The organism is Pseudomonas sp. P4_C4, from assembly GCF_056402055.1.
In genome coordinates this window covers 14,856-37,684 of record NZ_JBFUID010000001.1, presented here as the reverse complement: position 1 = coordinate 37,684, position 22,829 = coordinate 14,856, and the positions used below count along the sequence as shown (strand labels likewise).

16 protein-coding genes, 1 tRNA gene and 2 pseudogenes are annotated in these 22,829 nt (G+C 57.6%); 10 read left to right on the top strand and 9 right to left on the bottom strand.

Translation table 11 applies throughout. The features are described 5' to 3' along the window. Positions 1-211 precede the first annotated feature (211 nt). From AC1DXW_RS00165 to AC1DXW_RS00135, 7 genes and pseudogenes are all read left to right on the top strand, one after another. Positions 212-1,036, top strand: coding sequence for an FkbM family methyltransferase (locus AC1DXW_RS00165; RefSeq protein ID WP_477756032.1), 825 nt, complete (start codon positions 212-214; stop codon positions 1,034-1,036). A gap of 78 nt (positions 1,037-1,114) precedes the next feature. Beyond that, positions 1,115-1,190, top strand: a tRNA-Thr gene (locus tag AC1DXW_RS00160). 164 nt (positions 1,191-1,354) lie between these two features. Further along, positions 1,355-2,683, top strand: a complete 1,329-nt coding sequence (locus AC1DXW_RS00155) for a tyrosine-type recombinase/integrase (RefSeq protein ID WP_477756033.1) — start codon at positions 1,355-1,357, stop codon at positions 2,681-2,683. Positions 2,684-3,586: 903 nt separating this feature from the next. Beyond that, positions 3,587-4,045 (top strand): annotated as a pseudogene (locus AC1DXW_RS00150) (integrase domain-containing protein); the annotation flags it as partial. Then, a pseudogene (locus tag AC1DXW_RS00145) lies at positions 4,046-4,205 on the top strand (IS3 family transposase); the annotation flags it as partial. A 116-nt stretch (positions 4,206-4,321) separates the two neighbouring features. Beyond that, entirely contained in the window at positions 4,322-6,988 is a 2,667-nt protein-coding gene (locus AC1DXW_RS00140) for a hypothetical protein (RefSeq protein ID WP_169876445.1), read from the top strand. 8 nt (positions 6,989-6,996) lie between these two features. Continuing rightward, positions 6,997-9,525 (top strand): amidohydrolase family protein, encoded by a 2,529-nt coding sequence (locus AC1DXW_RS00135; RefSeq protein WP_217836909.1) that lies wholly within the window; start codon positions 6,997-6,999, stop codon positions 9,523-9,525. 362 nt (positions 9,526-9,887) lie between these two features. On the opposite strand, the gene AC1DXW_RS00130 is transcribed toward AC1DXW_RS00135, so the two are convergent. The 5 genes from AC1DXW_RS00130 to AC1DXW_RS00110 all read right to left on the bottom strand — a co-directional run bounded on the left by AC1DXW_RS00130 (position 9,888) and on the right by AC1DXW_RS00110 (position 13,467). Beyond that, complete coding sequence (locus tag AC1DXW_RS00130; RefSeq protein WP_223511786.1) at positions 9,888-10,598, bottom strand: SDR family NAD(P)-dependent oxidoreductase; 711 nt, start codon at positions 10,596-10,598, stop codon at positions 9,888-9,890. Between the two features lie 43 nt (positions 10,599-10,641). Then, positions 10,642-11,298, bottom strand: a complete 657-nt coding sequence (locus AC1DXW_RS00125) for a DsbA family oxidoreductase (protein ID WP_477753852.1) — start codon at positions 11,296-11,298, stop codon at positions 10,642-10,644. Beyond that, complete coding sequence (locus AC1DXW_RS00120) at positions 11,295-11,516, bottom strand: tautomerase family protein (RefSeq protein ID WP_007972813.1); 222 nt, start codon at positions 11,514-11,516, stop codon at positions 11,295-11,297. The genes AC1DXW_RS00125 and AC1DXW_RS00120 overlap by 4 nt, the downstream gene beginning before the upstream one ends. A 343-nt stretch (positions 11,517-11,859) precedes the next feature. Beyond that, entirely contained in the window at positions 11,860-12,150 is a 291-nt protein-coding gene (locus AC1DXW_RS00115) for a hypothetical protein (protein ID WP_477753851.1), read from the bottom strand. A 252-nt stretch (positions 12,151-12,402) separates the two neighbouring features. After that, a complete protein-coding gene (locus tag AC1DXW_RS00110) occupies positions 12,403-13,467 on the bottom strand; it encodes a S8 family peptidase (RefSeq protein ID WP_477759726.1) in 1,065 nt (354 codons plus the stop codon). A 267-nt stretch (positions 13,468-13,734) separates the two neighbouring features. Here AC1DXW_RS00110 and AC1DXW_RS00105 point away from each other — a divergent pair, with 267 nt between their 5' ends. The 3 genes from AC1DXW_RS00105 (at position 13,735) to AC1DXW_RS00095 (ending at position 17,655) form a co-directional block, all read left to right on the top strand. Next, a complete protein-coding gene (locus AC1DXW_RS00105; RefSeq protein WP_477759703.1) occupies positions 13,735-15,669 on the top strand; it encodes a RecQ family ATP-dependent DNA helicase in 1,935 nt (644 codons plus the stop codon). Positions 15,670-15,914: 245 nt separating this feature from the next. Next, positions 15,915-17,141 carry a 3-hydroxyacyl-CoA dehydrogenase gene (locus AC1DXW_RS00100; RefSeq protein ID WP_477753849.1) on the top strand — a complete coding sequence of 409 codons (1,227 nt, stop codon included), beginning with the start codon at positions 15,915-15,917 and terminating at the stop codon, positions 17,139-17,141. 79 nt (positions 17,142-17,220) lie between these two features. Further along, positions 17,221-17,655, top strand: a complete 435-nt coding sequence (locus AC1DXW_RS00095) for an acyl-CoA thioesterase (RefSeq protein WP_477753848.1) — start codon at positions 17,221-17,223, stop codon at positions 17,653-17,655. 67 nt (positions 17,656-17,722) lie between these two features. Here the strand turns inward: AC1DXW_RS00095 and AC1DXW_RS00090 are convergent, their stop codons facing one another. The 4 genes from AC1DXW_RS00090 to AC1DXW_RS00075 all read right to left on the bottom strand — a co-directional run bounded on the left by AC1DXW_RS00090 (position 17,723) and on the right by AC1DXW_RS00075 (position 22,730). Then, entirely contained in the window at positions 17,723-18,211 is a 489-nt protein-coding gene (locus AC1DXW_RS00090) for a glycine zipper domain-containing protein (RefSeq protein WP_477753847.1), read from the bottom strand. A gap of 354 nt (positions 18,212-18,565) precedes the next feature. Beyond that, positions 18,566-20,914 carry an FdhF/YdeP family oxidoreductase gene (locus tag AC1DXW_RS00085; protein ID WP_477753846.1) on the bottom strand — a complete coding sequence of 783 codons (2,349 nt, stop codon included), beginning with the start codon at positions 20,912-20,914 and terminating at the stop codon, positions 18,566-18,568. Next, the gene (fdhD, locus tag AC1DXW_RS00080) at positions 20,911-21,750 is read right to left on the bottom strand and encodes a formate dehydrogenase accessory sulfurtransferase FdhD (RefSeq protein ID WP_108216149.1); all 840 of its coding nucleotides are present in this window, start codon (positions 21,748-21,750) and stop codon (positions 20,911-20,913) included. Before fdhD ends, AC1DXW_RS00085 begins: the two co-directional genes overlap by 4 nt. A gap of 92 nt (positions 21,751-21,842) precedes the next feature. Further along, entirely contained in the window at positions 21,843-22,730 is an 888-nt protein-coding gene (locus tag AC1DXW_RS00075; RefSeq protein ID WP_477753845.1) for a LysR family transcriptional regulator, read from the bottom strand. Between the last annotated feature and the right edge of the window lie 99 nt (positions 22,731-22,829).

The window sequence follows — 22,829 nt, the reverse complement described above, 5'->3', positions numbered from 1 at the left end:
GACAAATGAGAACGGATCCACAAATTCGACCTAAACCCAGTGCGCTGCCGATGGCATTGTGCATAAGCATTTAATCAAAACGACATAAATGCCTAATCCCGGACCGCAGACAGGGGAAATTGCACCGCTGCACTTCTCTTGATATACACAAACGCCAGGGCGCCAGCATACGCGGCCACGAACAAGAACATTCTTCCGACAGGATGCGCCAGTGACTTTCATTTCCTACGCACAGAATTTCGAAGACATACGCCTGTGGCGCGCCCTCAAAACCGTCGAGAACGGCTTCTACATCGACGTCGGGGCAAACCATCCCACCCATGACTCGGTCACCAAGGCGTTCTACGACCACGGCTGGACCGGCATCAACATCGAACCGATGCCCAACTACTACCAAGCCCTTTGCCAGCAACGCCCCAAAGACACCAACCTGCAGTGCGCGGCCGGGGAAAGTGCTGACGACCTGACCTTCTACGGCATCGCCGGCACCGGCCTCTCGACCCTCGACCCGGCCATGGCCAAAATGCACAAAGACGCCGGCATGGACGTGCGCAGCCAAACGATCAAGTCCCGCACCCTGACCTCCATCTGCGAAGAACACGCCCAGGGCCGCGCCATCCACTTCCTCAAAATCGATGTCGAAGGCCACGAAGAAACCGTCCTGCGTGGCATGGACTTCACCCAATGGCGACCATGGGTAATCCTCATCGAAACCCCTTGGGACCGCGACCAGACCTGGGAAAACCTCGTCATTGACGCCGGCTACCAATCCATCCTGTTCGATGGCATCAACACCTACTACCTCGCCGAAGAACACCTGAACCTCAAACCCGCCTTCGACATCCCGCCGTGCAACCTGGACGAATTCCAGTTCTGCAAAGGCCACAACTTCAGCCACCCCATCGGCGACGCCGAACACCAGCTCGCCGCCGCCCTGCAACGCGCCGAACAGGCCGAAGCACAGCTGCGCGCAATGCAAAACAGTCGAACCTGGAAAGCCATTCAGAAACTCAAGAAAACCCTGCTGCGCGCCTGACCTGAAGCCCGAACAAAAATAGTCAGAATTCAGGGGTTTACAGAAGCCAACCAATCGCTATAATCGTCGCCCTGACACGCCGGTATAGCTCAGATGGTAGAGCAACTGACTTGTAATCAGTAGGTCCCGGGTTCGATTCCTGGTGCCGGCACCACATTAGGCTCCATTGCATTCCACTGAATGCTCTGGAAGCCCCGAAAACCCGCCCTTTGGCGGGTTTTTTCGTTCCAGGACCCTCCGTCGGGATCCAACAAAATCCCCCTTCCCCGAGGGTATGTTAGGGGTACTGCGATTTCCCGGTCAGGAGCGCGTACCCCTATGCCACGTCTTGCGATCCCCCTCAGCGACCTGCAATGCCGCACGGCCAAAACCCGCGAACGCGCCTACAAACTGTTCGACGGCGGAGGCATGTACCTTTTCGTCAAACCCAATGGCGTGAAGACCTGGCGCTTGAAGTACACCAAGCCCAGCGGCAAGGAAGGCACGCTCATCATCGGCAATTACCCCATCGTTACCCTTTCCGTCGCACGACGTAAGCGAGACGAAGCCAAGGCGTTGCTGCTCGACAACCTCGACCCAATGGAAGAAAAGAAGAAGGCCAAGATCGTAGCCCAACGGGCGGCACTGCTTTTCGAAACCGTTGCTCTGGAGTGGCACGCCGACATGTCCCGTCGCTGGACCGAAGGACACGCAAAAACCGTGATGAGCCGACTGCGTACCCACGTCTTCCCGCTGATCGGCCAACGACCCATCGCCGAACTCGATACCCACGACCTGCTAGAAATCACCCAGCGCATCAAGGAACGCGGCACCATGGATGTGGCGTTAAGGGTACAGAACTACTTATCCACCATCATGCGCGGGGCCAAAAGAGCTCGGCAGATCACCATGAATCCTGCACTGGATTTGGCAGGCTCGATTCACGCGCCGCGCACAGTCCATCGCCCGGCCCTATCCCTCAACCGCCTACCCGAACTGCTACAACACATCGACAACTACAACGGTCGCGAGCTGACGCGCCTTGCCGTCCTGTTGACGTTGCATGTATTCGTCCGCTCCAGCGAACTACGCTTCGCTAGATGGAGTGAGTTCGACCTTCAACGCGCCATGTGGGAAATCCCAGATACGCGCGCACCGATTGAAGGGGTACGCAACTCCACACGCGGGACCAAAATGAACGGCGACATTCAAATGGTTCCGCTATCGCCGCAGGTCATCGAAATACTGGAGCGCCTGCGCAGCCTCAGTCGCTTTTCAGAGTTGGTGCTACCGGGCGACCACAAGTACTGGAAGCCCATGTCCGAGAACACGGTGAACACCATGCTCCGCAACGTCGGCTATGACACCAGCAAGGACGTGTGCGGCCACGGCTTCAGGACCATGGCCTGTAGCGCCCTGCTTGAGTCCGGGTTATGGACCGACGCAGCCATCGAAAGACAAATGAGCCACAAGGAACGCAACCGTGTGCGCGCCGCGTATATCCACAAAGCTGAATTTCTGGAGCAGCGCCGGCTGATCATGGCGTGGTGGAGCAACTACATCGACGCCAACCGCCATGGGCATGTGACGCCCCACGAATTCGCTCACCCGGTCGGTGACAACATTACCGCCCTACAAAATAGCCGTGGCGCATCCAAACGTGGGTAAGCCAATGAGATCACCGCAGTCCGCCCTTCCACGCGGGTCCATCCAAGCGGGGCTGCAAAGCCGCCCTGCTTGGATGGACCTCATTTAAAAAATCTAAAGCCCACGCAACTGTCTGTGGAAAACCACTGATTTCCACCGGTGGATAATTTCATCCACAGCTGCAGAGTTCCCGAAAATTCGAGCCTTGACCCAAATTATCCACAGGCGTAGAAAAGATCGGGCAAGCGCTGTCGTTGACAGCAACCCAGGTAGCCAGAACCTTTAAGGCTACGCCACACCGTGGTGGTTCTCCCAAAGTGCGATTAGCGTCCGGCGGCTCGCACGCTCACAGCGATGTGATGGATGCCTACTTTTACCAGTGTGCCCACTGCGGCAACTTCCCCCTTTCATAGCTGCCTTGCAGCAACCTATCTGCTTGGCCATTTCCTTGCGCCAACCTGCGCCCGTCTCTTTCTCCCGGAAAGAGACGGGCGCTCCTACCGCTGCTGCAGCCCAACTCGTACAAGGCTTTGTGGCATTCCCCCTCGTGACAATCAGCGTGACAAACACCGAAGTCACCAGCAACAGCGATGCAGATGATGGTGCCGCAGCCCAAGGAATGGACTGCACCTGACTGACAGTCAGGCGTGCCCCGGTCATCGCGTCACTGCCTTCACCCGACTCACGATCTCGCGGCGTTGGTCTCGTCAGCCAATGCAGCCTCCACCCGCCCACTTCCTTGGAAGTGTTCAGGAGACCAGATCATGAGATGCCCAAGCTCCCGGTCGTAAAGAGCCGTCAGTCCCGCGTCAGTGGACAACCCTCACAGGCCGCAGGGGCCTTGATCCCTGATAACACTCAACATTCTTGGCGGGATGACGTGAGGGAAGGTTTCAACGGTTTGGCTTCGAGAGGAGCTCGGTCATGGCATTGGTCGGTAGGCGGGATGGGCGCAATTTTGGTTATGGCCGGCAGCTGAGCTATGTCGGACCGCAGGCGTTGCGCGACCTATTTGGCGACGGGCACTACGGCACGGTCAAAGCTCACAGTGATCGGTGGCAAGCGTTTGTACGCTGGTGTCGTTCGGAGGATGGACCAGAGTTTAACGATGCGCGGCGGATTGATCGGCAGACCTTGCTGGACTACGCCGGACATCTGCGTCAGCAAGTTGAACAAGGCGCTATCGACATCGCCACCGCGCAAAACCGATTGTCCAGCGTGAACCGGCCCCTGGCTGCGCTTCGCGGTGATCAATATGTGAAATTACCGAATCCGAGCAAGGCCTTGGGAATGCGGCGCACCAGTGTTCGTCATTCGGTGCCACAACGCCAAGACCGCGAACACGTAAAGCGGATCGTCGACGTGCTCTGCGAACACCAAATGCTCAAACGAAAAATTTACACCACGCGACAGGATGCACGGGGGTGATGTGTTCGATTACATCGAGATGTTCTATAACCCGAAACGCCGTCATGGTTTCAATAATCAGTTGTCACCGGTAGAGTTTGAAAAGCGTCATGCAATGAGCTTGCAGGGTGTCTAGGGAATTCGGGGCGATTCAGTGGGGAGAGCGTCTTGGAGGACCTTATCATATGGAGTTTGTATCAGTCATATGGTCTGATATCAATGTGAAGGCACCATTCTTTCCTTGAGACTCTCATGACTGAACAAACAGAAAGCCGTAAGACCATCATCATCGATCTCGATTGCAGCGACAACAACGCAACCGTCGATGTGCAGCAGCTTGTTCAGCATGCATGTTATGTGAATCTAAAAAACAATATTACCGCTGACCTCGCCAAGGCTGAGCAAGATTCCAAGCGAGTGGAGCGAACTGGGCCCACCAAGAACTACCCCTATGGCAGCGGTTTGGTCTACTTCATTGATGGCACTCGCGGCGCCGGCAAATCCACCTTCCTCCAAAGCGCTTATCATGCCCTGCCAAAGGACCTTAAGGCGCACACGGTTGAGTCTCTAGCGTACATCGACCCCAGTCGCATCGAGCGTAGTGAAATCATCCTCCTGAGCATACTCAAAGCTCTCAAAACACAGATGCTCGCACTCTCAAGAAAGGCCTCCACGCTAGAAGGGGAGCGAGTAAGCAAGAGTTTCCGGGAGGGTTTCAAGAAGCTTGCTGGTGGTTTGAGTCTCTTCACAAAGAGTCACGATCAGCTCCAAGACCTAGATGCTGAGTTGTTTTTTGAATGGGGTCTGGAGCGCGCCGGACACAGTGCAGACCTTCGTAAAAACTTGCATGCGCTGTTCGATATTACTTGCGAATCGCTAGGTGTCGATGCGTTGATTCTCGCCTTTGACGATGCAGACACCAATGCCCAGCACGCGCGTAATGTACTGGAATGCATTCGCAAATACCTTGATACCCCGCGCCTCGTGATTTTAGTTACCGGTGATATCGAGCTGTACTCCCTGATGGTCCGCGATCATTTCTATGACAGCCTCGGAGAGGCTAAGCATGATCAGACGCCGGAACGCAAAGATCAACGCAATAAAATGGTCGACCATTTGGAAGACCAATACCTGCTCAAACTCTTTCCCATGCAACGGCGCCTTCAGTTGCGCCCATTATGGAACCTGCTGAAAAGCGACTCAGAACTTTACAAACTGAGTTACAACAAATGGGGCGAGCAAGCCCAAAGAAAACCCGCAACAGTGGTGGATGAGTTAGTCCGGCAAGGACTTCGAATCAAAACGCCCCGCGACCTAGAACTGTATCGCGAATTCCTGCTAAAACAGCCGTTGCGCTCAATACTTCAGGTACTGTGCCGGTGCGTGCCCTTCCTCGCAAAGAACAACTCAAATGAGCAACAATCCTATGCATGGAATAAAGAACTATCCGAAGCTCTAAGCGAAAGCCTTCGGGCTCTTGCATTGGGCAGCCTATACAAATTCGGCGTGGATGTAGACGCAATCGCTGCTCACGAACTACCTGCACTGACCAAAGCCGTATTCGACCTTGCAGTGCGTGACGGTGACTTTGACACCGCCGCATACCTGCGTCCCCAACCCAGCAATGCAGACCTCAAAAACAGCTTTGCAGCCCTTTCCGCAGATGTCACTCGGCTTTGCGCGGAAAAGCCTGCAGCTCTCATCGACTACATGCTAGCCGCTCCCGGCAGCGTAGCCCTGTATGGCCAAGTACTACGACGTAAGGGTAAAGATCTCCGAACCGGGGATGACGCCCAGACACTTCGTCAGCAATTCGAGCAATACATGGGTATTGGGCGTAAAGAAGATGCTCTCAACTGGGCGCGTCATGCTGTAACAATTTTCTCCGCACCATACGGTGCTAACCCAAACCGCGCAGTGGTCTATTCCGGCATTATCGGGCTCAACAAGGGCAAACCAGATCAGGCCCCCAAGGAAAGCGAGTCTAACTATAAGACAGCCCTCAGCGTCCTCAAAAGCAGTAAAGATCTCCCCGCTTTTGCACTGAGTCTTGTCGACGTATCAGGCACTGCCTCACGGACGTATGCCTCGATCTACAACATCTTAGGTCTGATGGCCCGCTTGCTCGCACTTGAACCAGACCATACCAAACAATATCCCGTGCTCAGCGTCTTACCTAAGCCCTATCCACCGCTGAGTGTTTCCCGTCCACAATGGGAAAATGACACTGTCGAAGAGGAAGACAGCGAGCAGGATGCAACCGACGATGCGGCAAAACTCGCCACGCTCGAACGCGCTGTCGAGCAATGGCTTCACGACACAGCGAGTCTTCGCACAAAGCTCAATCCGTCTGCTGTGCTAATCGGCAAGGTCTGGACGCGCCTCTACTTCAGCTTGGAGAAAGTGTGTGATGCCAACAGGCCCAAGGTTGCCCAAGACGGGGTAGGTGCCGCCAGCCTCATGGAGTTGTTCGCCCTGTGTGTAATCAATGCGTTCTACATAGAGGAACAGGACTACCACTTGAGTAGCGGCTCCAACAGCTCTGCAGGCGGTTCCGCGCTGGACCGCACCAATCCACTCACCTCTGCCAAAGTATTTATTGATAAATTCAAATCCATTAAGGAAGCTCACACAGAACTTCCCCTTACCTATCTAGTAGCGACATGTCCTTTACTTTTGGGGCTATTACAGGCAACAGCCAATACAAAAAACCTGGTTCACGGACTTCTTTCCTGCAATGACGCCTCCTTTAAACCTGATCCAGGAAGTGAGAGTCCCGCCAACTCAAGAATAGAAGCCGCAGACTTACTTTGTGATGACGCCATCTGGAAAAAAATTAATAAAACATACATTGCTGGCACGAAATGGAAAAAAGAGTCTGAAGCGCAGCTCGATCAAGAAGGGTCGACCAAGTCTTGAGTAATAGCATGCGCGAACAAGCCGCTTCAGTTATTGCCCAAATCGGTACCAGTCTGCTCGCCAGCCACAAGGTGCTGTCCCTCGTGAGGCATACACCTTTTCATACACCTTTGGGCTCACAAGACCTGCGAGAGGCAGTTTATCTTGGTTATCTCCCTTGGTCCTCCCGTCTGCCGGACCACGTCTTTGAGCATAGTTTCCAGCGGCTTACTAGTCATCCGACTGGCAAAGAGAAGCCTTCTCTATTGCTCGCCACCCTTCAGGCCATGGCAGACGAATTTCTCAAGTTCCAACACGGGAAGTTGTATGTGAGGCAACAGAAGTTTGGTGCCTGGCAGCAAAGCGTAGTGAGTCGCATATCCGGCCTCCCCCTGCAGGCGGCTGCTCATCTGCTAGCGCTGCCCCGCGACGGGCTACTAGATCAGAGGGCTACTCACTGGTCGAGGGGAGAGCAGCCAAACTGGGCAGAAAGACATTTACCTATCGTCAGCCCATACGATCCGGTGGTTGAGGACTATCTTGCCCGCGAAGGCTTACACGAGACACATCTACATCTCAACGGCAGCACCCACGCGGAAAACTGCTGGCTGCGTGCTCTGCGCACGCCAAAGCAGGAGACAAGAGATTTCGGCATCAAATGGCATAACCGCAGTCGAACCGATGCGGCCAGCATCCGCGAGCTGGCACACTCCATCAATCCAGAACTGTCACCAGTTGAACTGCACAGCCAGCTTGTGGTTGCAAGCCGCTTGCGGCTATGGCTGATTGCAGCAGCAACCAATACCCTAAGCGCAAATGTCTGCCTGCCCTACGACTACTCGGAGTTAGCCGATGAGGAGAACCAGCAAGAGCTGGCTCCTGCCCCCGGCGAAAGACATCTAGAGTTGTCCGCTCAAAGCTGCGCCGACGACGAGTTAAGCTGGATGCAACAGCTCCTGCAAAAGCTCACAATAGAACCCAGTGTGATAATCGAGCGCATGTTCCACGCCTATCTGCTATTACAGAACCAGTATTATCGCCTACTGGTTCAAAGCGAGGAGCAATTCGGTTTCGACCAGTTCCAAAAGTTGACTTACACCGAGCTGCGCGAACCTGCAGAAGCAGACTACCTTCCTCGCTTCTGGGCTATGCATGGCAGACAAACAGGTGCCAGCCGTACCACCTACCTGGAAGGGCGTTTTGCGCCCAAGAGCACGCTACGCAAGAACCATCAACTGTTGAAAGCAATACTGGGGGGTTATTGGCATTACCTTCAGAGCCACTCCCCGCACGACCTCAATTCAAAACCAGCCCCCCGCAACTTGGGCGACATGCTTGCGCAACTGGAAACTATCTTCCTAAATAAATCACCCCTTGACCGTTCACATCACCGCCTTGCCCTAGTGGTGCATTTCATAAAAAAGCCATGGGCTCCCGGCAAAAAGGCTGGACCTAACCGTTTTTACGCTCAGCGTGCAGAGCTGGAACATAGCACTAACGTACTGCTCGAAACCCTCAAACGATGGCCCAGGTTACGTACTTGGGTACGCGGAATAGATGCGGCATCAAATGAACTGCACGCCCCTCCCGAGGTATTTGCCAGTTGCTATCGAGCTTGTCAGCACGCCGGCCTAACCCATCGTAGCTACCATGTAGGGGAGGATTTTGCCCATCTGTTGAGTGGTCTGCGTGCCATGTATGACGCACTAGAACTTCTTGACCTGCGCGATGGGGACCGCATAGGCCACGGCACAGCCATGGGCATTGCTCCCAGACTTTGGCTGGAGCGCATGCCAGGGCAATTGGTGGTAAAAAAAGGCGAATGGATGCTGGACTTGTTAGCCGCTTGGCGCTTGTTACGTACCCTGCCCGAAGCAACCGCCGCGGCTTCCAGAGTAGCGGACGATTTGGCCAAGTGTGCGGGCGAGGTGTTCCGCCGTGACATCAGCTGTGCAGAGCTTGAAGCCGCAATGGGTCTGCGACACCTGAATGTCCGCTATCTGCAGGCGGCCTTTGAAACGGACTGGTCAGTGGACATAACGCCGCTCAATGACATCTGGCAAGCCGAAGCACTGCGCATCCGCGCAGCAAAGCACAGCAACCCACACCATTTGAATCTGCTGTGGGAATGGCTCAGCGACGAGAATCTTTGCCAGCGTAGCGAGTCGCTGGAAAGCGTGGACGCTGCTTATTTTGACGAAATCACTTACCTGCAGCTCCAACAAGCTCTGATGCGCGAAGTTGCTCACCGTAACGTCGTGGTCGAAACCCTCCCGTCCAGTAATGTGCGCATCAGTCAGTACCATAATTTCAGCGAACACCATGCACTTCGATGGATGCGCGTGCCTGGGTTTGTGGAAAAAGGCGACCCTGAAATCATGGTATCGCTAGGCTCGGATGACCCCGGAATTTTCGCCGGAGATTTGAACGGTGAGTTCTACCAATTATACGGAGCCCTACGTAATCAAGGTATTAGCGACCAAGCGGCCTTGGCTCATCTGGCGCCTGTCAACGAGCGCGGTCGCGCTTACCGGTTTCACGATCCATTTCTTGGATAACTATTGGCCATAGAGTCTTATACAAACCAAGCAGCATGGGGCCATGGAGGGCCCCGTTCAACTCTTGGGAAAATGGTTGGCCACCCTAGGACACGCTAGCGGGCTCAGGATCTAGGCCCGACTGAAGTTGAATGAATTGCTACTCGCCAGTAAAGCCCCAGTTCGATTCCACAGAAAGCTATAACTAGCTGATTTATTTATAGTTACTAGTTGGGGTACGCCAAATTTTCCACCGAGTTCCAGACCCGCAGAAAACCTAGCCCCGCAGAAAGCTACCGTTCGTCTGGTGCCGGCACCATACAAAACAAAGCCCCTGCAGAAATGCAGGGGCTTTGTTGTTTCCGGGGTTTAAAAAAGCGCTTTCAGTGTCCCGCGCTCTGACCACCGTCCACGTGCAGGATTTCGCCGGTAACGAACTTGGCGCCGTCCAGATACACGACTGCTTGTGCAATATCATCGATCTCGCCCATGTGCCCGACCGGGTGCAGATTGCCCAGTGCGGCGTGGGTTTCTTCGCCGTGCATCGGGGTCTTGATGATGCCTGGGCTGACGGCGTTCACCCGAATCCCGCGCTTGGCGTATTCGATGGCCAGGGATTTGGTTGCCGCGTTGAGGCCGCCCTTGGTCAGCGATGCCAGCACCGATGGCACGCCGTCGATGGCGTGGTCCACCAGGCTGGTGGTGATGTTGACGACGTGGCCACTGCCCTGCTTTTCCATCTCGGCGATGGCGAGTTGGGTGATGTAGAAGAAGCCGTTGACGTTCACCGACAACACATTGGCGTAGTCCTCCGCGGTGTACGCGGTGAACGGCTTGGCGATGAAGATCCCGGCGTTGTTGACCAGGGTGTCGATGCGACCGAAACGGGAAATCGCTTCACGGATGACGCGTTGGGCGGTTTCCGGCTCGCCGATGTCACCGGCCACTGTGTGAATGTCCGGATCGGTGGACGGCTTGATCGAGCGCGATGTGGCGACGATACGGTAACCGAGTTCACGGAAGGCTTTGACCATACCGTCGCCGAGACCTTGGGATGCGCCGGTGATTACGATGACTTTTTTCGAAATGCTCATGATGAAGACCTCTGACAATTAAAAGTGGGGTAGAAATCTGTAATCAGGCTTCGGCCGGTGCCTTGGCCATTTGTCTCAACATCTGTTCGTAGTACTCGACCGATTGCGAGCCGGACACCAGGTGATGACCGTTCAGCACCATGGCTGGGACCGAGTTGATGCCGTGCTGCTGGTAGTAGGTTTCAAGTTCCCGAACCTCATCGGCGAACGCACCGGACGTCAGCACCTCTTGTGCACTTGCCCCATCCAGCCCCGCTTCAGCCGCCAGACGCACCAGCGCCTGGTGATCACTCGGGTTCTGGCCTTCGCTGAAATAGCCCCGAAGCAAAACCTTCTTCAGCTCGACTTGCCGCCCTTCCTGCAACGCCCACAGCAACAAACGGTGCGCATCGAAGGTGTTGTAGAAGTGCGTGCGCTTCTCCAGATCGAACTTGAAGCCGATGGCCTCACCGCGAGCGATTTGCATGGCCTTGCCGGCGGCGATGTCGTCGGCGGTTCTCCCGTACTTACGCATCAAGTGCTCGACCGCTTGCTCACCTTCGGCCGGCATATTCGGGTTCAACTCGAACGGCTTGTAGGTCAGCTCGACCGAGACTTCCCCGGCCACGTTCTCGATCGCCTGCTCCAGCGCCGTCGCCCCCAATGCGCACCAGGGGCACACCACATCGGAAATGAAATCGATGGTGACGGAGGACGTCATGACTTCCCCTCTGCCTCGGCCAGTTGCTTGCGGTACTGGGTGGTGGTGATGCCGGCGTAACCCCAGTTATCGGTGTCGACTTCCTCGATCACGATGTGGGTCAGGTCAGGGCGTTTATTCAGGACGCGCTCCAGTGTTTCAGTGATTTCGGCAATCACCTGAGCTTTCTGCTCAGTGGTAACGCCATCGCGGGTGATGCGTACGGTTACGAAAGGCATGAGGGAAACTCCAGTGACCTTCCCGTCGGGATGATGGGAGAGGCGTTGGAGATGAATGTATGGGGTTGGCGGGAGGGGATAAAGGTGGGAGCGGGAACTTCATTCGTTACGTGGTGTAATTAGTGCTGTAGAACGCCCGGCTTGCCCGAAGGCGTCCCGCACACAGTCGCCATGGCAATGCATTGCGAGAGCATAAATGTCCGCGGTGCGAATGACGGCACAACTTGCTCCGGGCGGCGTTCCGACGATGGAGCCGAGAGCGCTGCGTTTAACCCGTAAACACGCGTTATCGTTGACGACCATCGCGAGCGAGCTCGCTCCTACAGGGGATTGTGGTGGTGCTTCAGTCGGTGAGTTTCGGCAAGCGTTGCCGGGCGATGTCGAGCATGTCGTTGCCGTCCTGGGTCAGCAGGTACAGGGCGCTGACGATCTTGGGGATGTCGCTCGCTTCGGCCTGTTTGAAACACGTGCAATAAAGGGTTTCGAGCAGGTCGCTGGCGGCGCGGATGCGTTGTCGGGCCGCGTCGAGGATCTCGAAGGGGTCGGCCTCGGTATCGATGACCAGCACCGGGGTTTCGCTGTAGCTGGATTTAAGCGACTGATAGCGTTCGGTAGATGTCTTTAGCGAGGGCATTGATGTCTCAGTCCTGTAAGAGATCGGAGGTGATCCGGCAGGCCGCCACAGTATTTTCAGCCGCGCTAAAACTATGAAGAGTGTGGCGAAGCAGAGCAATACAGCCGCAATGGACAGGTTTTGTAGGGCGTTTACTGCCTTGGGAGGAATGCTCCTACGCACCCCCCAGGGTTTTATCGAAGAATGCTTCTACAGGAAATGATTCCTACAAAGCTGCGCAGAAAAATATGTAGGGTGCTCGATGGGCCGGACTCAATCGACTGCCGGTGCGGGAGGACGCCGCGACGCCGCATCAAGGTCGAGCAATCCTCGGCCGTAGGCTTCACTGTTGGCGTAGAGACCGGTCCGGTTTGCGGTTTCAAGCAAGTGGTTGCGCACTTGCTGTGCACTCATTTCTGGGTACAGGCTCTGGACTGCCGCCAACGCGCCACTGACCAACGCGGCGGCGGGGGACGTACCGGTAGTCTGGACGTATTTGCCGTCCTTGCCAGTGGTCAGCAATCCCTGGTCTGCGCCTGAGTCCCCACCAGGAACGGCGATGCACCAGGCCGCTGCGACACCACAATAGTTAGATTTGCCATTGATGGCACTGCCATCGTTTTTCAATGCAACTACGGCGATCCAGCCCTTTTCCAACTCAGGGATGGCAAGGGGTAAACCCGGCTCTGCAAGAGGCTCTCGTTTGAGTTCATTACCGGTCGGAAACACAAATACCGCGCCTTGCTGAACCAGTTTTCGCGCGCTCGTCAGCGAGTCGGGCATGATCTGTTTGTAACGTGCTTCGGTGATTTCCGTTGCTGGAATGGCATTGGCCCACGAGTTGTTGAATATGCGCGCACCTAGATCGAACCCGGCTTGCCAGGAGCGGGAAATCTCACTGTCGAAGAAGAAGGGTTCGTTGTCGTCACCGAAACGATAGGGGATCAGTTGAGCGTTGAACGCAACGCCGTGCATACCCCGGTCGTCTTTGTTGGCGGCCAGAATGCCGGCCATTTGAGTGCCGTGGCCAACGCGATCATGGGTACCGGGACGATTCTCGACATAGTCAAAACCGGGGTCGCGGACCCTGCCTTGAAATTCTGGCAGTTCGGCGTTCAGGCCTGAGTCAATCAACGCGACTGGTACGCCTTGGCCGGTGCCGCCACGTGCGTACAGGCGTGACGCCTGGATGACCGCCAACCCCTTTTGAGCGTGATACTCGGCTGTTTCGAATGTGCCCGGTTTGATTGCGGGCTTTTCGGGCGTGGTCAGACATCCACTGAGCAGCAGCGGCACTGGCAGCAACAGAGCAAATGGAAAAACAGTTCGTTGAAACATGATCGGTCCTTCGGCAGGGGCCGCGCACATCAGGCCTCCTGTTGTCATGAAGACTTCGCGCAGCGTTACGGGTGTGGGGGTGAACCATACCTGTGGGGGGAGACGGGGCGTCAGGTGGCAAAGTGCTCTGTGTGTTTCGATCTGTGGCGTCAGCAGGGCGTGTTGAGGCTGTATCATCCCGTATCGTTTATGCCCCGACCTTTTCTCGATTCGCTGCGATCACCGACTAGTCTTTTGGCTTTGCAGCGGTCAACGGAGTGACAGCTTATGCACAACACCCTGGAACAGGTTTTCGGTTATCCACAATTTCGACCCGGTCAGGAGGCGGCCGTCAGTGCCGTGCTGGCCGGGCGTTCGGCGGCGGCGATTTTCCCCACCGGTTCCGGCAAATCCCTTTGCTACCAATTGCCGGCGCTGTTGCTGCCGCACCTGACGCTGGTGGTCTCGCCGTTGCTGGCGTTGATGCAGGATCAGTTGGCGTTCCTGCAGCGCCACGGCATCTCGGCGGGCAGTATCGATTCGGCCCAGAGCCGCGATGACGCCAGTGATGTCATGGCCCGTGCCAAGTCCGGCGAGTTGAAGATTCTGATGATCTCAGTGGAGCGCCTGAAGAACGAGCGCTTCCGGCATTTTCTGCAGCAGGTGCCGATCTCGCTACTGGTGGTGGACGAGGCGCATTGCATTTCCGAATGGGGTCATAACTTTCGCCCGGACTACCTCAAGCTTCCCGACTATCAACGCCAGTTCAACATCCCGCAGGTGCTGCTGCTGACCGCAACGGCGACGCCCAAGGTCATCGCCGACATGCAGGCGAAATTCGCCATCGCCGCCGAGGATGTAGTGACCACCGGTTTCTATCGCCCGAACCTGAATTTGCTGGTGGAGCCTGTTCGCGGAGCGGACAAGCGCAGGCGCCTGGTCGAATGGATGAGCCAGCGTCCGGACCAGCCGGGCATCGTCTATGTCACCTTGCAAAAAACCGCCGAGCACATCGCCGAACACCTGAACCGCAACGGCATTCATGCCGAGGCTTATCACGCCGGGTTGCCCCATGAGCAACGGGAAGCGATCCAGCGTCGCTTCATGGGCGGGCAGTCCAATTGCATCGTCGCCACCATCGCCTTTGGCATGGGCATCGACAAGAGTGACATCCGCAACGTGGTGCATTTCGACCTGCCAAAATCCATCGAAAACTACAGCCAGGAAATCGGCCGCGCCGGGCGCGACGGGCAGCCGTCGGACTGCCTGGTGTTGGCCAACCGCGACAGCCTCAACGTGCTGGAGAATTTCGTTTACGGCGACACGCCCGAGCTGGATGGCATCCGTTGCGTGCTTGACGAGATGCATGCCGCAGCACCCGAAGGCCAGTGGGAGTTTCTGCTGGGACCGTTGGCCGATCAGAGCAATATTCGCCAGTTGCCGCTCAAGACCTTGCTGGTGCAACTCGAGTTGCGCGGGTTGATCGCCCCGCGCTATGCGTACTACGCCGAGTACCGTTTCAAGTATTTGCTGGAGCCCGAGGCGCTATTGGCGCGTTTCGAAGGCGAGCGCAGGGATTTTGTCGCTGCGATCATCCAGACTTCCAGCCGCGCCCGGACCTGGGCCACGGTGAATTTCGAAGCGTTGTACGAGCAGCACCAGGCCGAGCGCAGTCGGGTGGTCAAGGCGCTGGATTACTTCCAGGAGAAGGGCTGGGTGGAGCTCGAAAGCAAGCAGATGACCGAGGTCTACAGCGTGCTGCAAAGCGGGTTCGACAACGTCGCGTTGAGCGAGGAGCTGCACGGCTATTTCACTCGGCATGAGCACACCGAAGTCGCGCGGATTCACGCGATGCTGGATCTGTTCGCTACCGACCGATGCCTGGGTTATCGCCTGGCCGAATATTTCGGTGACCACAATGCACCGCAGCAATGTGGACACTGTTCGGTGTGTCATGGACAGGTGGCGCGGCTACCGGCACCACCGGAGTTGCCGGCGCTTGTGGATAAAAATTTCGAAACGCTGTGTGGCGATTTTATCCACAGGCACGAGCAGCACACGGGCAACGTGCCCTCGGCTGAACGCGTGACACGGTTTCTGTGCGGGATCAGTGTGCCGTTGTTCACCAAGCTCAAGGCAAGGACGATTTCGGGGTTTGCGGCGCTGGAAGATTATCCGTATGCCGGGGTGCGCAGTTGGGCCGAGCGGCATCTTGCCGGCTGAACTAAAACCCTGTGGGAGCGAGCTTGCTCCGGGCGGCGTTCCGACGATGGCGATTTGTCAGTCACCATCACTGTTGAATGTACCGACCTCATCGCGGGCAAGCTCGCTCCCACAGGGATTTGCGGTGTATTCAAAGGGCTACATCCATCCGCTGAATGTTGCTCATCACAGGAATAAATTTCAAAAAAAACCAGTGGCTGACTATGGTGATGACTGTCTTCGGATCGCCAACAAGAGAACAAAACATGAGCCAGACACCGTTGAATATTCAGCGCGCCGCCGTCATCGGCGCGGGCACCATGGGCCGTGGCATTGTCATGTGCCTGGCCAACGCCGGAGTGGCCGTGCAGTGGCTCGACAATAACCCGCAGATGCTGGAGCAGGCGCTGGTCACCGTGGCGGACACCTATGCCCACAACGTGCGCCAGGGCCGCATTGACCAGAGCGAAGCCGATGCCCGTGTGGCGCGCGTTACGGCGGCAGATGGTTATACGGCCATCCGCGATGTCGACCTGGTCATCGAAGCGGTGTACGAAAATCTTGAGCTCAAACAGAAAATCTTCCGCGAGCTCGATGGCCTGCTCAAACCTGAAGCGATTCTGGCGAGCAATACTTCGGCGCTGGACATCGACGCCATTGCTGCGATTACGGGTCGCCCGCAGCAGGTCCTGGGCCTGCACTTCTTCAGTCCGGCGCACATCATGAAGCTGCTGGAAATCGTCCGTGGCGCGCAGACTGCACCGGCAGTTCTCGACGCGGCACTGGCGCTCGGCCAGCGCATGGGCAAGGTCAGTGTGGTGGCGGGCAATTGCGACGGCTTCATTGGCAACCGCATGCTCAATACCTACGTGCTCGAAGCGCGAAAAATGCTGCTGGAAGGCGCTTATCCCTACCAGGTGGACGCAGCGCTGCAAGGGTTCGGTTTCGCCATGGGGCCGTTCCGCATGTTCGACGTGGTGGGTGTCGACCTGCAGTGGCGCGCCCGGCAACTGTCCGGTGTCGGGCAGGACGCTCCAGAGGTTCAGGTGGATAACCGACTGTGCGAAATGGAGCGTTTTGGCCAGAAGAGTGGCAATGGCTATTACCACTACGAGCCGGGCAGTCGCCAGGCCGAACACGATCCGCAGGTCGACGCACTGGTGCTTCAAGTCAGTGAGGCGTTGGGGTTCCAGCGCCGCGAGATCAGCCCGGAAGAAATTCTCGAGCGCTGCTTGCTGGCACTGGTCAATGAAGGCGCGAAGATCCTTCAGGAGGGCATTGCCAGGTCGGCTCACGACATCGATCTGGTCTACCTCAATGGTTACGGATTCCCGGCGGACAAGGGCGGGCCGATGGCCTGGGCGGATCAGCAGGGACTGGCGGACATTCATCGGCGCTTGATGGACCTTGAGACCCGTCAGGGCGATCACTGGCAACCGGCGCGGGTGATTGGTGAGCTGGCGGCGGCTGGCAAGGGCTTTGCAGACAAGTGATTCATGTGGCGCCTGCTCGCGAATGATCGCGACGCGGTTTCACCTTAGACTGCAGAACCCACTCCAGGAACTGACACTGATGTCCAACCCGGCAATCCAACGCACCGACTACCCGCACTTCCAACCCATCACCACCCGCTGGCACGACAATGACGCCTACGGTCACGTCAACAACGTTACCTATTACAGCTTCTTCGATACGGCGGTGAACACTTACCTGATCGAAGTCGGCGGCCTGGATATCCATGGCGGTGAGGTGGTGGGGTTCGTGGTGAGCTCGGCCTGTGATTACTTTGCTTCCATTGCCTTCCCGGACCGCATCGAGATCGGTCTGCGGGTGGGCAAGCTGGGCAACAGCTCGGTGCAATACGAACTGGCTGTGTTCAAGCAAGGGGAAGACGAAGCCTGCGCGGCAGGGCGCTTCGTGCATGTGTTTGTCGATCGTGCGTCGAATCAACCCGTGGCGATTCCTGCAGGGTTGCGCGGGGCGCTGGAGTGTCTGGTGGTTCAGTAAGGCAAAAAAAATCGCAGCCCTTGGGGCTGCGATTTTTGATGTACTCACCAGCGAGGCGCTCGAGGCCTTAGTCGCGGTAATACCTGTGGTGGTGCTTGCGATGGCCATAGGCATGGCCGCGGCCCGGATGGCCGTCACGGTAGTAACGACGATCGTCATGGTCACGATACGAACGACGATCGCCGCCTTCATCATCGTACTCTTTGCCCATGTAGTTACCCAGCGCACCACCGGCACCGCCGCCTGCTGCGGCACCGATCAGGCTGCCGCTGGTGCCGCCCATGCTGCGACCGACCACGTTACCGCCTGCTGCGCCCAACGCACCGCCAAGGGCTGCTTCGCCACGGCTGTGTTTGTTTGCGCCGACGGCGCTACCACCCGCGCCACCCAGGGCTGCGCCGATGGTGGAACCTGTACTGCCGCCTAACGACTGACCGACGACCGAGCCTAGAACCCCGCCCAATGCGCCGCCTACACCGGCTTCGGTGGTGCCGCCAGCAGACGCGATACCGCTGACCAGGCCAAGGGACAACAAGAGAATCGAGGAGAACTTCATGGAGGAACCTCAAGGGGATGACGGCGCGATCCTGAGGCTCTGGAATGGGCGTGACAATCGAAATCCGACGAATAACACGACCTGTATACAATATTGCAAGTTACTGTTTTTCGGGCGGAACTTAACGTTTTTTTGCCGGTCTTTTACTACTTCGCAAAGGCCGTCTTCATGAGAAAGCGGCCTTTTTTGTGGGCGAAAGAAATGTGTTGGATCCGGAAGGCTCGTTGAGTGATCTGGCCTCATCGCGAGCAAGCTCGCTCCCACAGGGATTTCAGTCGAACGCAGATTTTGTGAACAACAGAAAAAACCTGTGGGAGCGAGCTTGCTCGCGATGGGGCCAGTTCAGACAACACATTACGCAGACCTGGCCATGATCAGTCCGGTCTCACTCGCCGCTTCCAACCGGATCGCCACAAACTTCGATGTTGGCGTATGGCTTCCATCGCCGATGCTTTCCAGCGGCACCAACGGGTTCACTTCCGGATAGTAGGCCGCCGCTTGCCCGGCCGGGATATCAAACGCCAGCAGCGTGAAGCCTTTTACCCGACGTTCAACACCATCGTCCCAAAGCGAAACGATGTCCGCCTTCTGCCCCGGCTTGAAGCCCAGGCGGATGATGTCGGCTTCGTTGACGAACAACACATCGCGCTGTCCCTTCACGCCGCGATAACGGTCGTTGAGACCATAGATCGTGGTGTTGTACTGATCGTGGGAACGCATCGATTGCATGATCAGATCCGGCAGCACCCCGGTGGCGCGGGTGCGTTCGTGCACCAGATCCTCGGGCAGGCTGTTTGGCTTGAAATTGGCCCGGCCCGACGCAGTGCTCCACTTGCGCGCACCGGCACTGTTGCCCAGGTAGAAACCGCCCGGACTCCTGACCTTCTCGTTGAAGTCCTTGAAGCCTGGAATAGTCTCGGCGATCAGGTCACGGATACGCCGGTAATCGGCCACCAGCCAGTTCCAGTCCACCGGATGGCTGCCCAGGGTCGCGGCGGCGATGCCGGCCAGGATCGCCGGTTCCGAACGCATCTGGTTCGACAGCGGCTGCAGTTGACCATTGGAGGCGTGGACCATGCTGAACGAATCTTCGACAGTCACCGCTTGCGGGCCTTCGGTCTGGATATCGATGTCGGTGCGCCCCAGGCACGGCAGGATCAGCGCATCCTTGCCGTGGGTCAAATGGCTGCGGTTGAGCTTGGTGCTGATCTGCACGGTCAGGTCGCAGTTCTGCAGGGCCTGGAACGTGCGTGGGCTGTCCGGCGTGGCTTGGGCGAAGTTGCCGCCCAGACCGATAAAGACTTTCGCCCGGCCTTCAGCCATCGCATGAATCGCCTCGACCACGTTGTGGCCGTTGTGGCGCGGCACCTTGAACTGGAAGCGACGCTCCAAGGCATCGAGGAACGCCACTGGCGGACACTCGTTGATGCCCATGGTGCGGTCGCCCTGCACGTTGCTGTGACCACGCACCGGACATAGACCGGCACCGGGCCGGCCGACGTTGCCGCGCAGCAGCATCAGGTTGGCGATTTCCTGGATGGTCGCCACCGAATGCCGGTGCTGGGTGATGCCCATGGCCCAGCACATGATGACGTTCTTGCCCTTGGCGTACATGCGCGCCGCTTGTTCGATCTCCACCAGCGTCAGGCCCGACTGCTCGACGATCTGCTCCCACGGCGTTTCGTCGATGGTCGCCAGGTACTCCAGCACATTGGCGCTGTGTTCATTGAGGAAGTCGTGGTCGAACACCGCCGGTGCACCGGTTTTCTGCGCATCGCGTTCCCACAGCAAGAGAAATTTCGCCATGCCGCGCATGATCGCCATGTCGCCGCCCAGGGCCGGACGGAAGAATGCGGTATTGGTTGGCTTGTCGCCGTTGGTGAGCATTTCGATCGCGTGCTGCGGGTGCTGGAAACGTTCCAGGCCACGCTCCTTGAGCGGGTTGATGCACACCACCTGAGCGCCGCGCTTCACCGCTTCGCGCAACGGCTCGAGCATCCGTGGGTGGTTGGTGCCAGGGTTCTGGCCCCAGACGAAAATCGCGTCGGCGTGTTCGAAGTCGTCGAAGGTCACAGTGCCTTTGCCGACACCGACGCTTTGCGACATCGCGACACCGCTGGCCTCGTGACACATGTTCGAGCAATCAGGGAAGTTGTTGGTGCCATAGGCGCGCACGAAAAGCTGATAGAGAAAAGCCGCTTCGTTGCTGGCCCGACCCGAGGTGTAGAACTCTGCCTGATCCGGGCTCGACAAGCCGTTCAGGTGTTTGGCGATCAGCGCGAACGCGTCGTCCCAGCTGATCGGCTTGTAGCGGTCGGTTTCGGCGTCGTAGCTCATCGGCTCGGTCAGGCGGCCCTGATATTCGAGCCAGTAGTCGCTTTGCTCCAGCAGCGAAGTGACGCTGTGTTTGGCGAAGAATCTGGCGTCGACCCGGCGTTTGGTCGCTTCCCAGTTCACCGCCTTGGCGCCGTTCTCGCAGAACATCACCATGCCGCCTTCCTTGGAATCACCCCAGGCGCAACCAGGGCAGTCGAAGCCGCCGCTCTTGTTGGTCTTGAGCATCATGCGCAGGTTTTTCAGCGCGTTGTCGCTGCTCAGCCAGGCCTGTGCGACGCTGATCAGTGCGCCCCAACCACCGGCCGGGCCTTTGTAGGGCTTGTAGCGAGGGACAGGTGTCTGGTCGGCTTGACGGTGTTGACTCACGCTTGTTTCTCCAACGTTGGGCTGTAGACCCGCGGTGCATTCTTCTGTGGCAGATGGATGAGGTTGAGGTTGTGGCGACGGGCCCATTGCACGGCAAGGCCCGTGGGCGACGACAGGCTGACCAGGGTCTGGATGCCGGCGCGCAAGACTTTCTGGATCAATTCGAGGCTGCAGCGGCTGGTGACGATCGCCAGCCCGCCAGCGGTCGGGATCTTCTGGCGGATCAATCCGCCGATCAGTTTGTCGAGGGCGTTGTGCCGACCGATGTCTTCGCGACCCAGCAGCAACTCGCCCTGATCATTCATGAACACCGCGGCATGTACCGCACCACTGTGCTGGCCAAGGGGCTGGAACGCGCCGATGCGCTGGCGCAGGCCGTCGAGCCATTCGGCAGGCGGCAAGGGTGCGCCAGGCAACACCTGAAGCTCGGGGAGTGCCTGCTCCACTGCTTCCACACCGCACAGCCCGCAACCGCTGGTGCCGGCCAGTTGCCGTCGCTGCTGCTTGAGGTTCCAGAAGGCGCGGTTGGCGATGGTCACTTGCGCGTATTGCGCCGAGCCAGAGCCGGTCAGTTGCAGGTCATAAATATCAGTGGCGTCCTCGATGATCCCGCTGCCCAGGCTGAAACCGACAATGAAGTCTTCGAGGTCCGTGGGTGTCACCAGCATGACGGCCTGGCTGATGCCGTTGTAGGCAATCGCCAACGCGACTTCCTCGGCCAGCGCGGTGCTGGTCGATTCCGTGTCTGCAAGGTTGCTGTAACTGTATGTCTGGCTGGCGGCGGGCGCGGGCGTTTCGAGGGCAGGCGCCGCGCAGACTGGGCGCTTGGTGTTCATGGCATCACCGACGGTTTGATCAGCTTTAAGACTAGGCGTGACAACTTGTCACGTCTAATCGTTAGTACTGATGTACCGATAGATACTGTCGATCAAGCACTGGGCAACGATTGTCGATAAATCGCGAAACAGGCCTCCGCCAAGGCCGAGCGTGGCGCGCTGCGACGCATGATCAGCCCCAGCCGGCCCACGGTCTGGGCGTTTTCGATCGGTTGCAGGCGCAGATGATCGGTCAGCTCTTCCAGACCTCCGTCCAACGGCATCACGGCGCAGCACAAGCCACCGTGCACAGTTTGTAAAAGTTGATGCACGGCATCCGTTTGCAACAGCGGCTGTGGGGTGAGGCCGCGGCTGTGGAAGTTGTGGTCGATGGATTGGCGAAAGTGCATGCCGCTGGTGAGCATGCCCAGTGGCAGTTCGATCAATGATTCCCAGCTTAGCGGCGCCTCGCCAAAGCTGAAAAAGCGTTGGTCGTAGAGCAGACCCATGCGGGTTTCGCTGAAGGCCAGGGAGTCGAAATGTTCGGTGTCCAGGCGCTCCAGGTAGGAAACACCGAGGTCCAGGCGATTGTTCGCCAGTTGTTCGAGTATTTGCTCCGAACTCAGCGCCGAAAGCTCGAAGCGCAGGTTCGGATGCTCCCCGTGCAGGCGTTGAAGCAGCGGCAGCGGATCGAAGCTCGACAGTGGCACCACGCCCAGACGCAAGGTGCCGACCAGATTGCCGCGACAGGCGGCCGCCTCGGCATACAAGCCGTCGTACGCCGCCAGCACCGTGCGCGCCCAGGCCAGCACTCGTTCGCCCGGTGCCGTAAAACCTTCGAAGCGCTGACCACGATTGACCAGCGGCAGGTCGAGTTCTTCTTCGAGGCTGCGCAGGCGCATCGATAGTGTCGGTTGAGTAATGTGGCAGCGCGCGGCGGCCTGGCCGAAATGGCGGGTTTCGTCGAGCGCGATGAGGAATTTCAGCTGCTTGATGTCCATCTTCGCTCCTGGGCGCGGGAAGAGGCCGATTCTATCGCAAGCATGGTCATTGGTCGGGCTGGATTCGCAAGTGACGGTCGTGGTCTAGGCTTTGGCGTC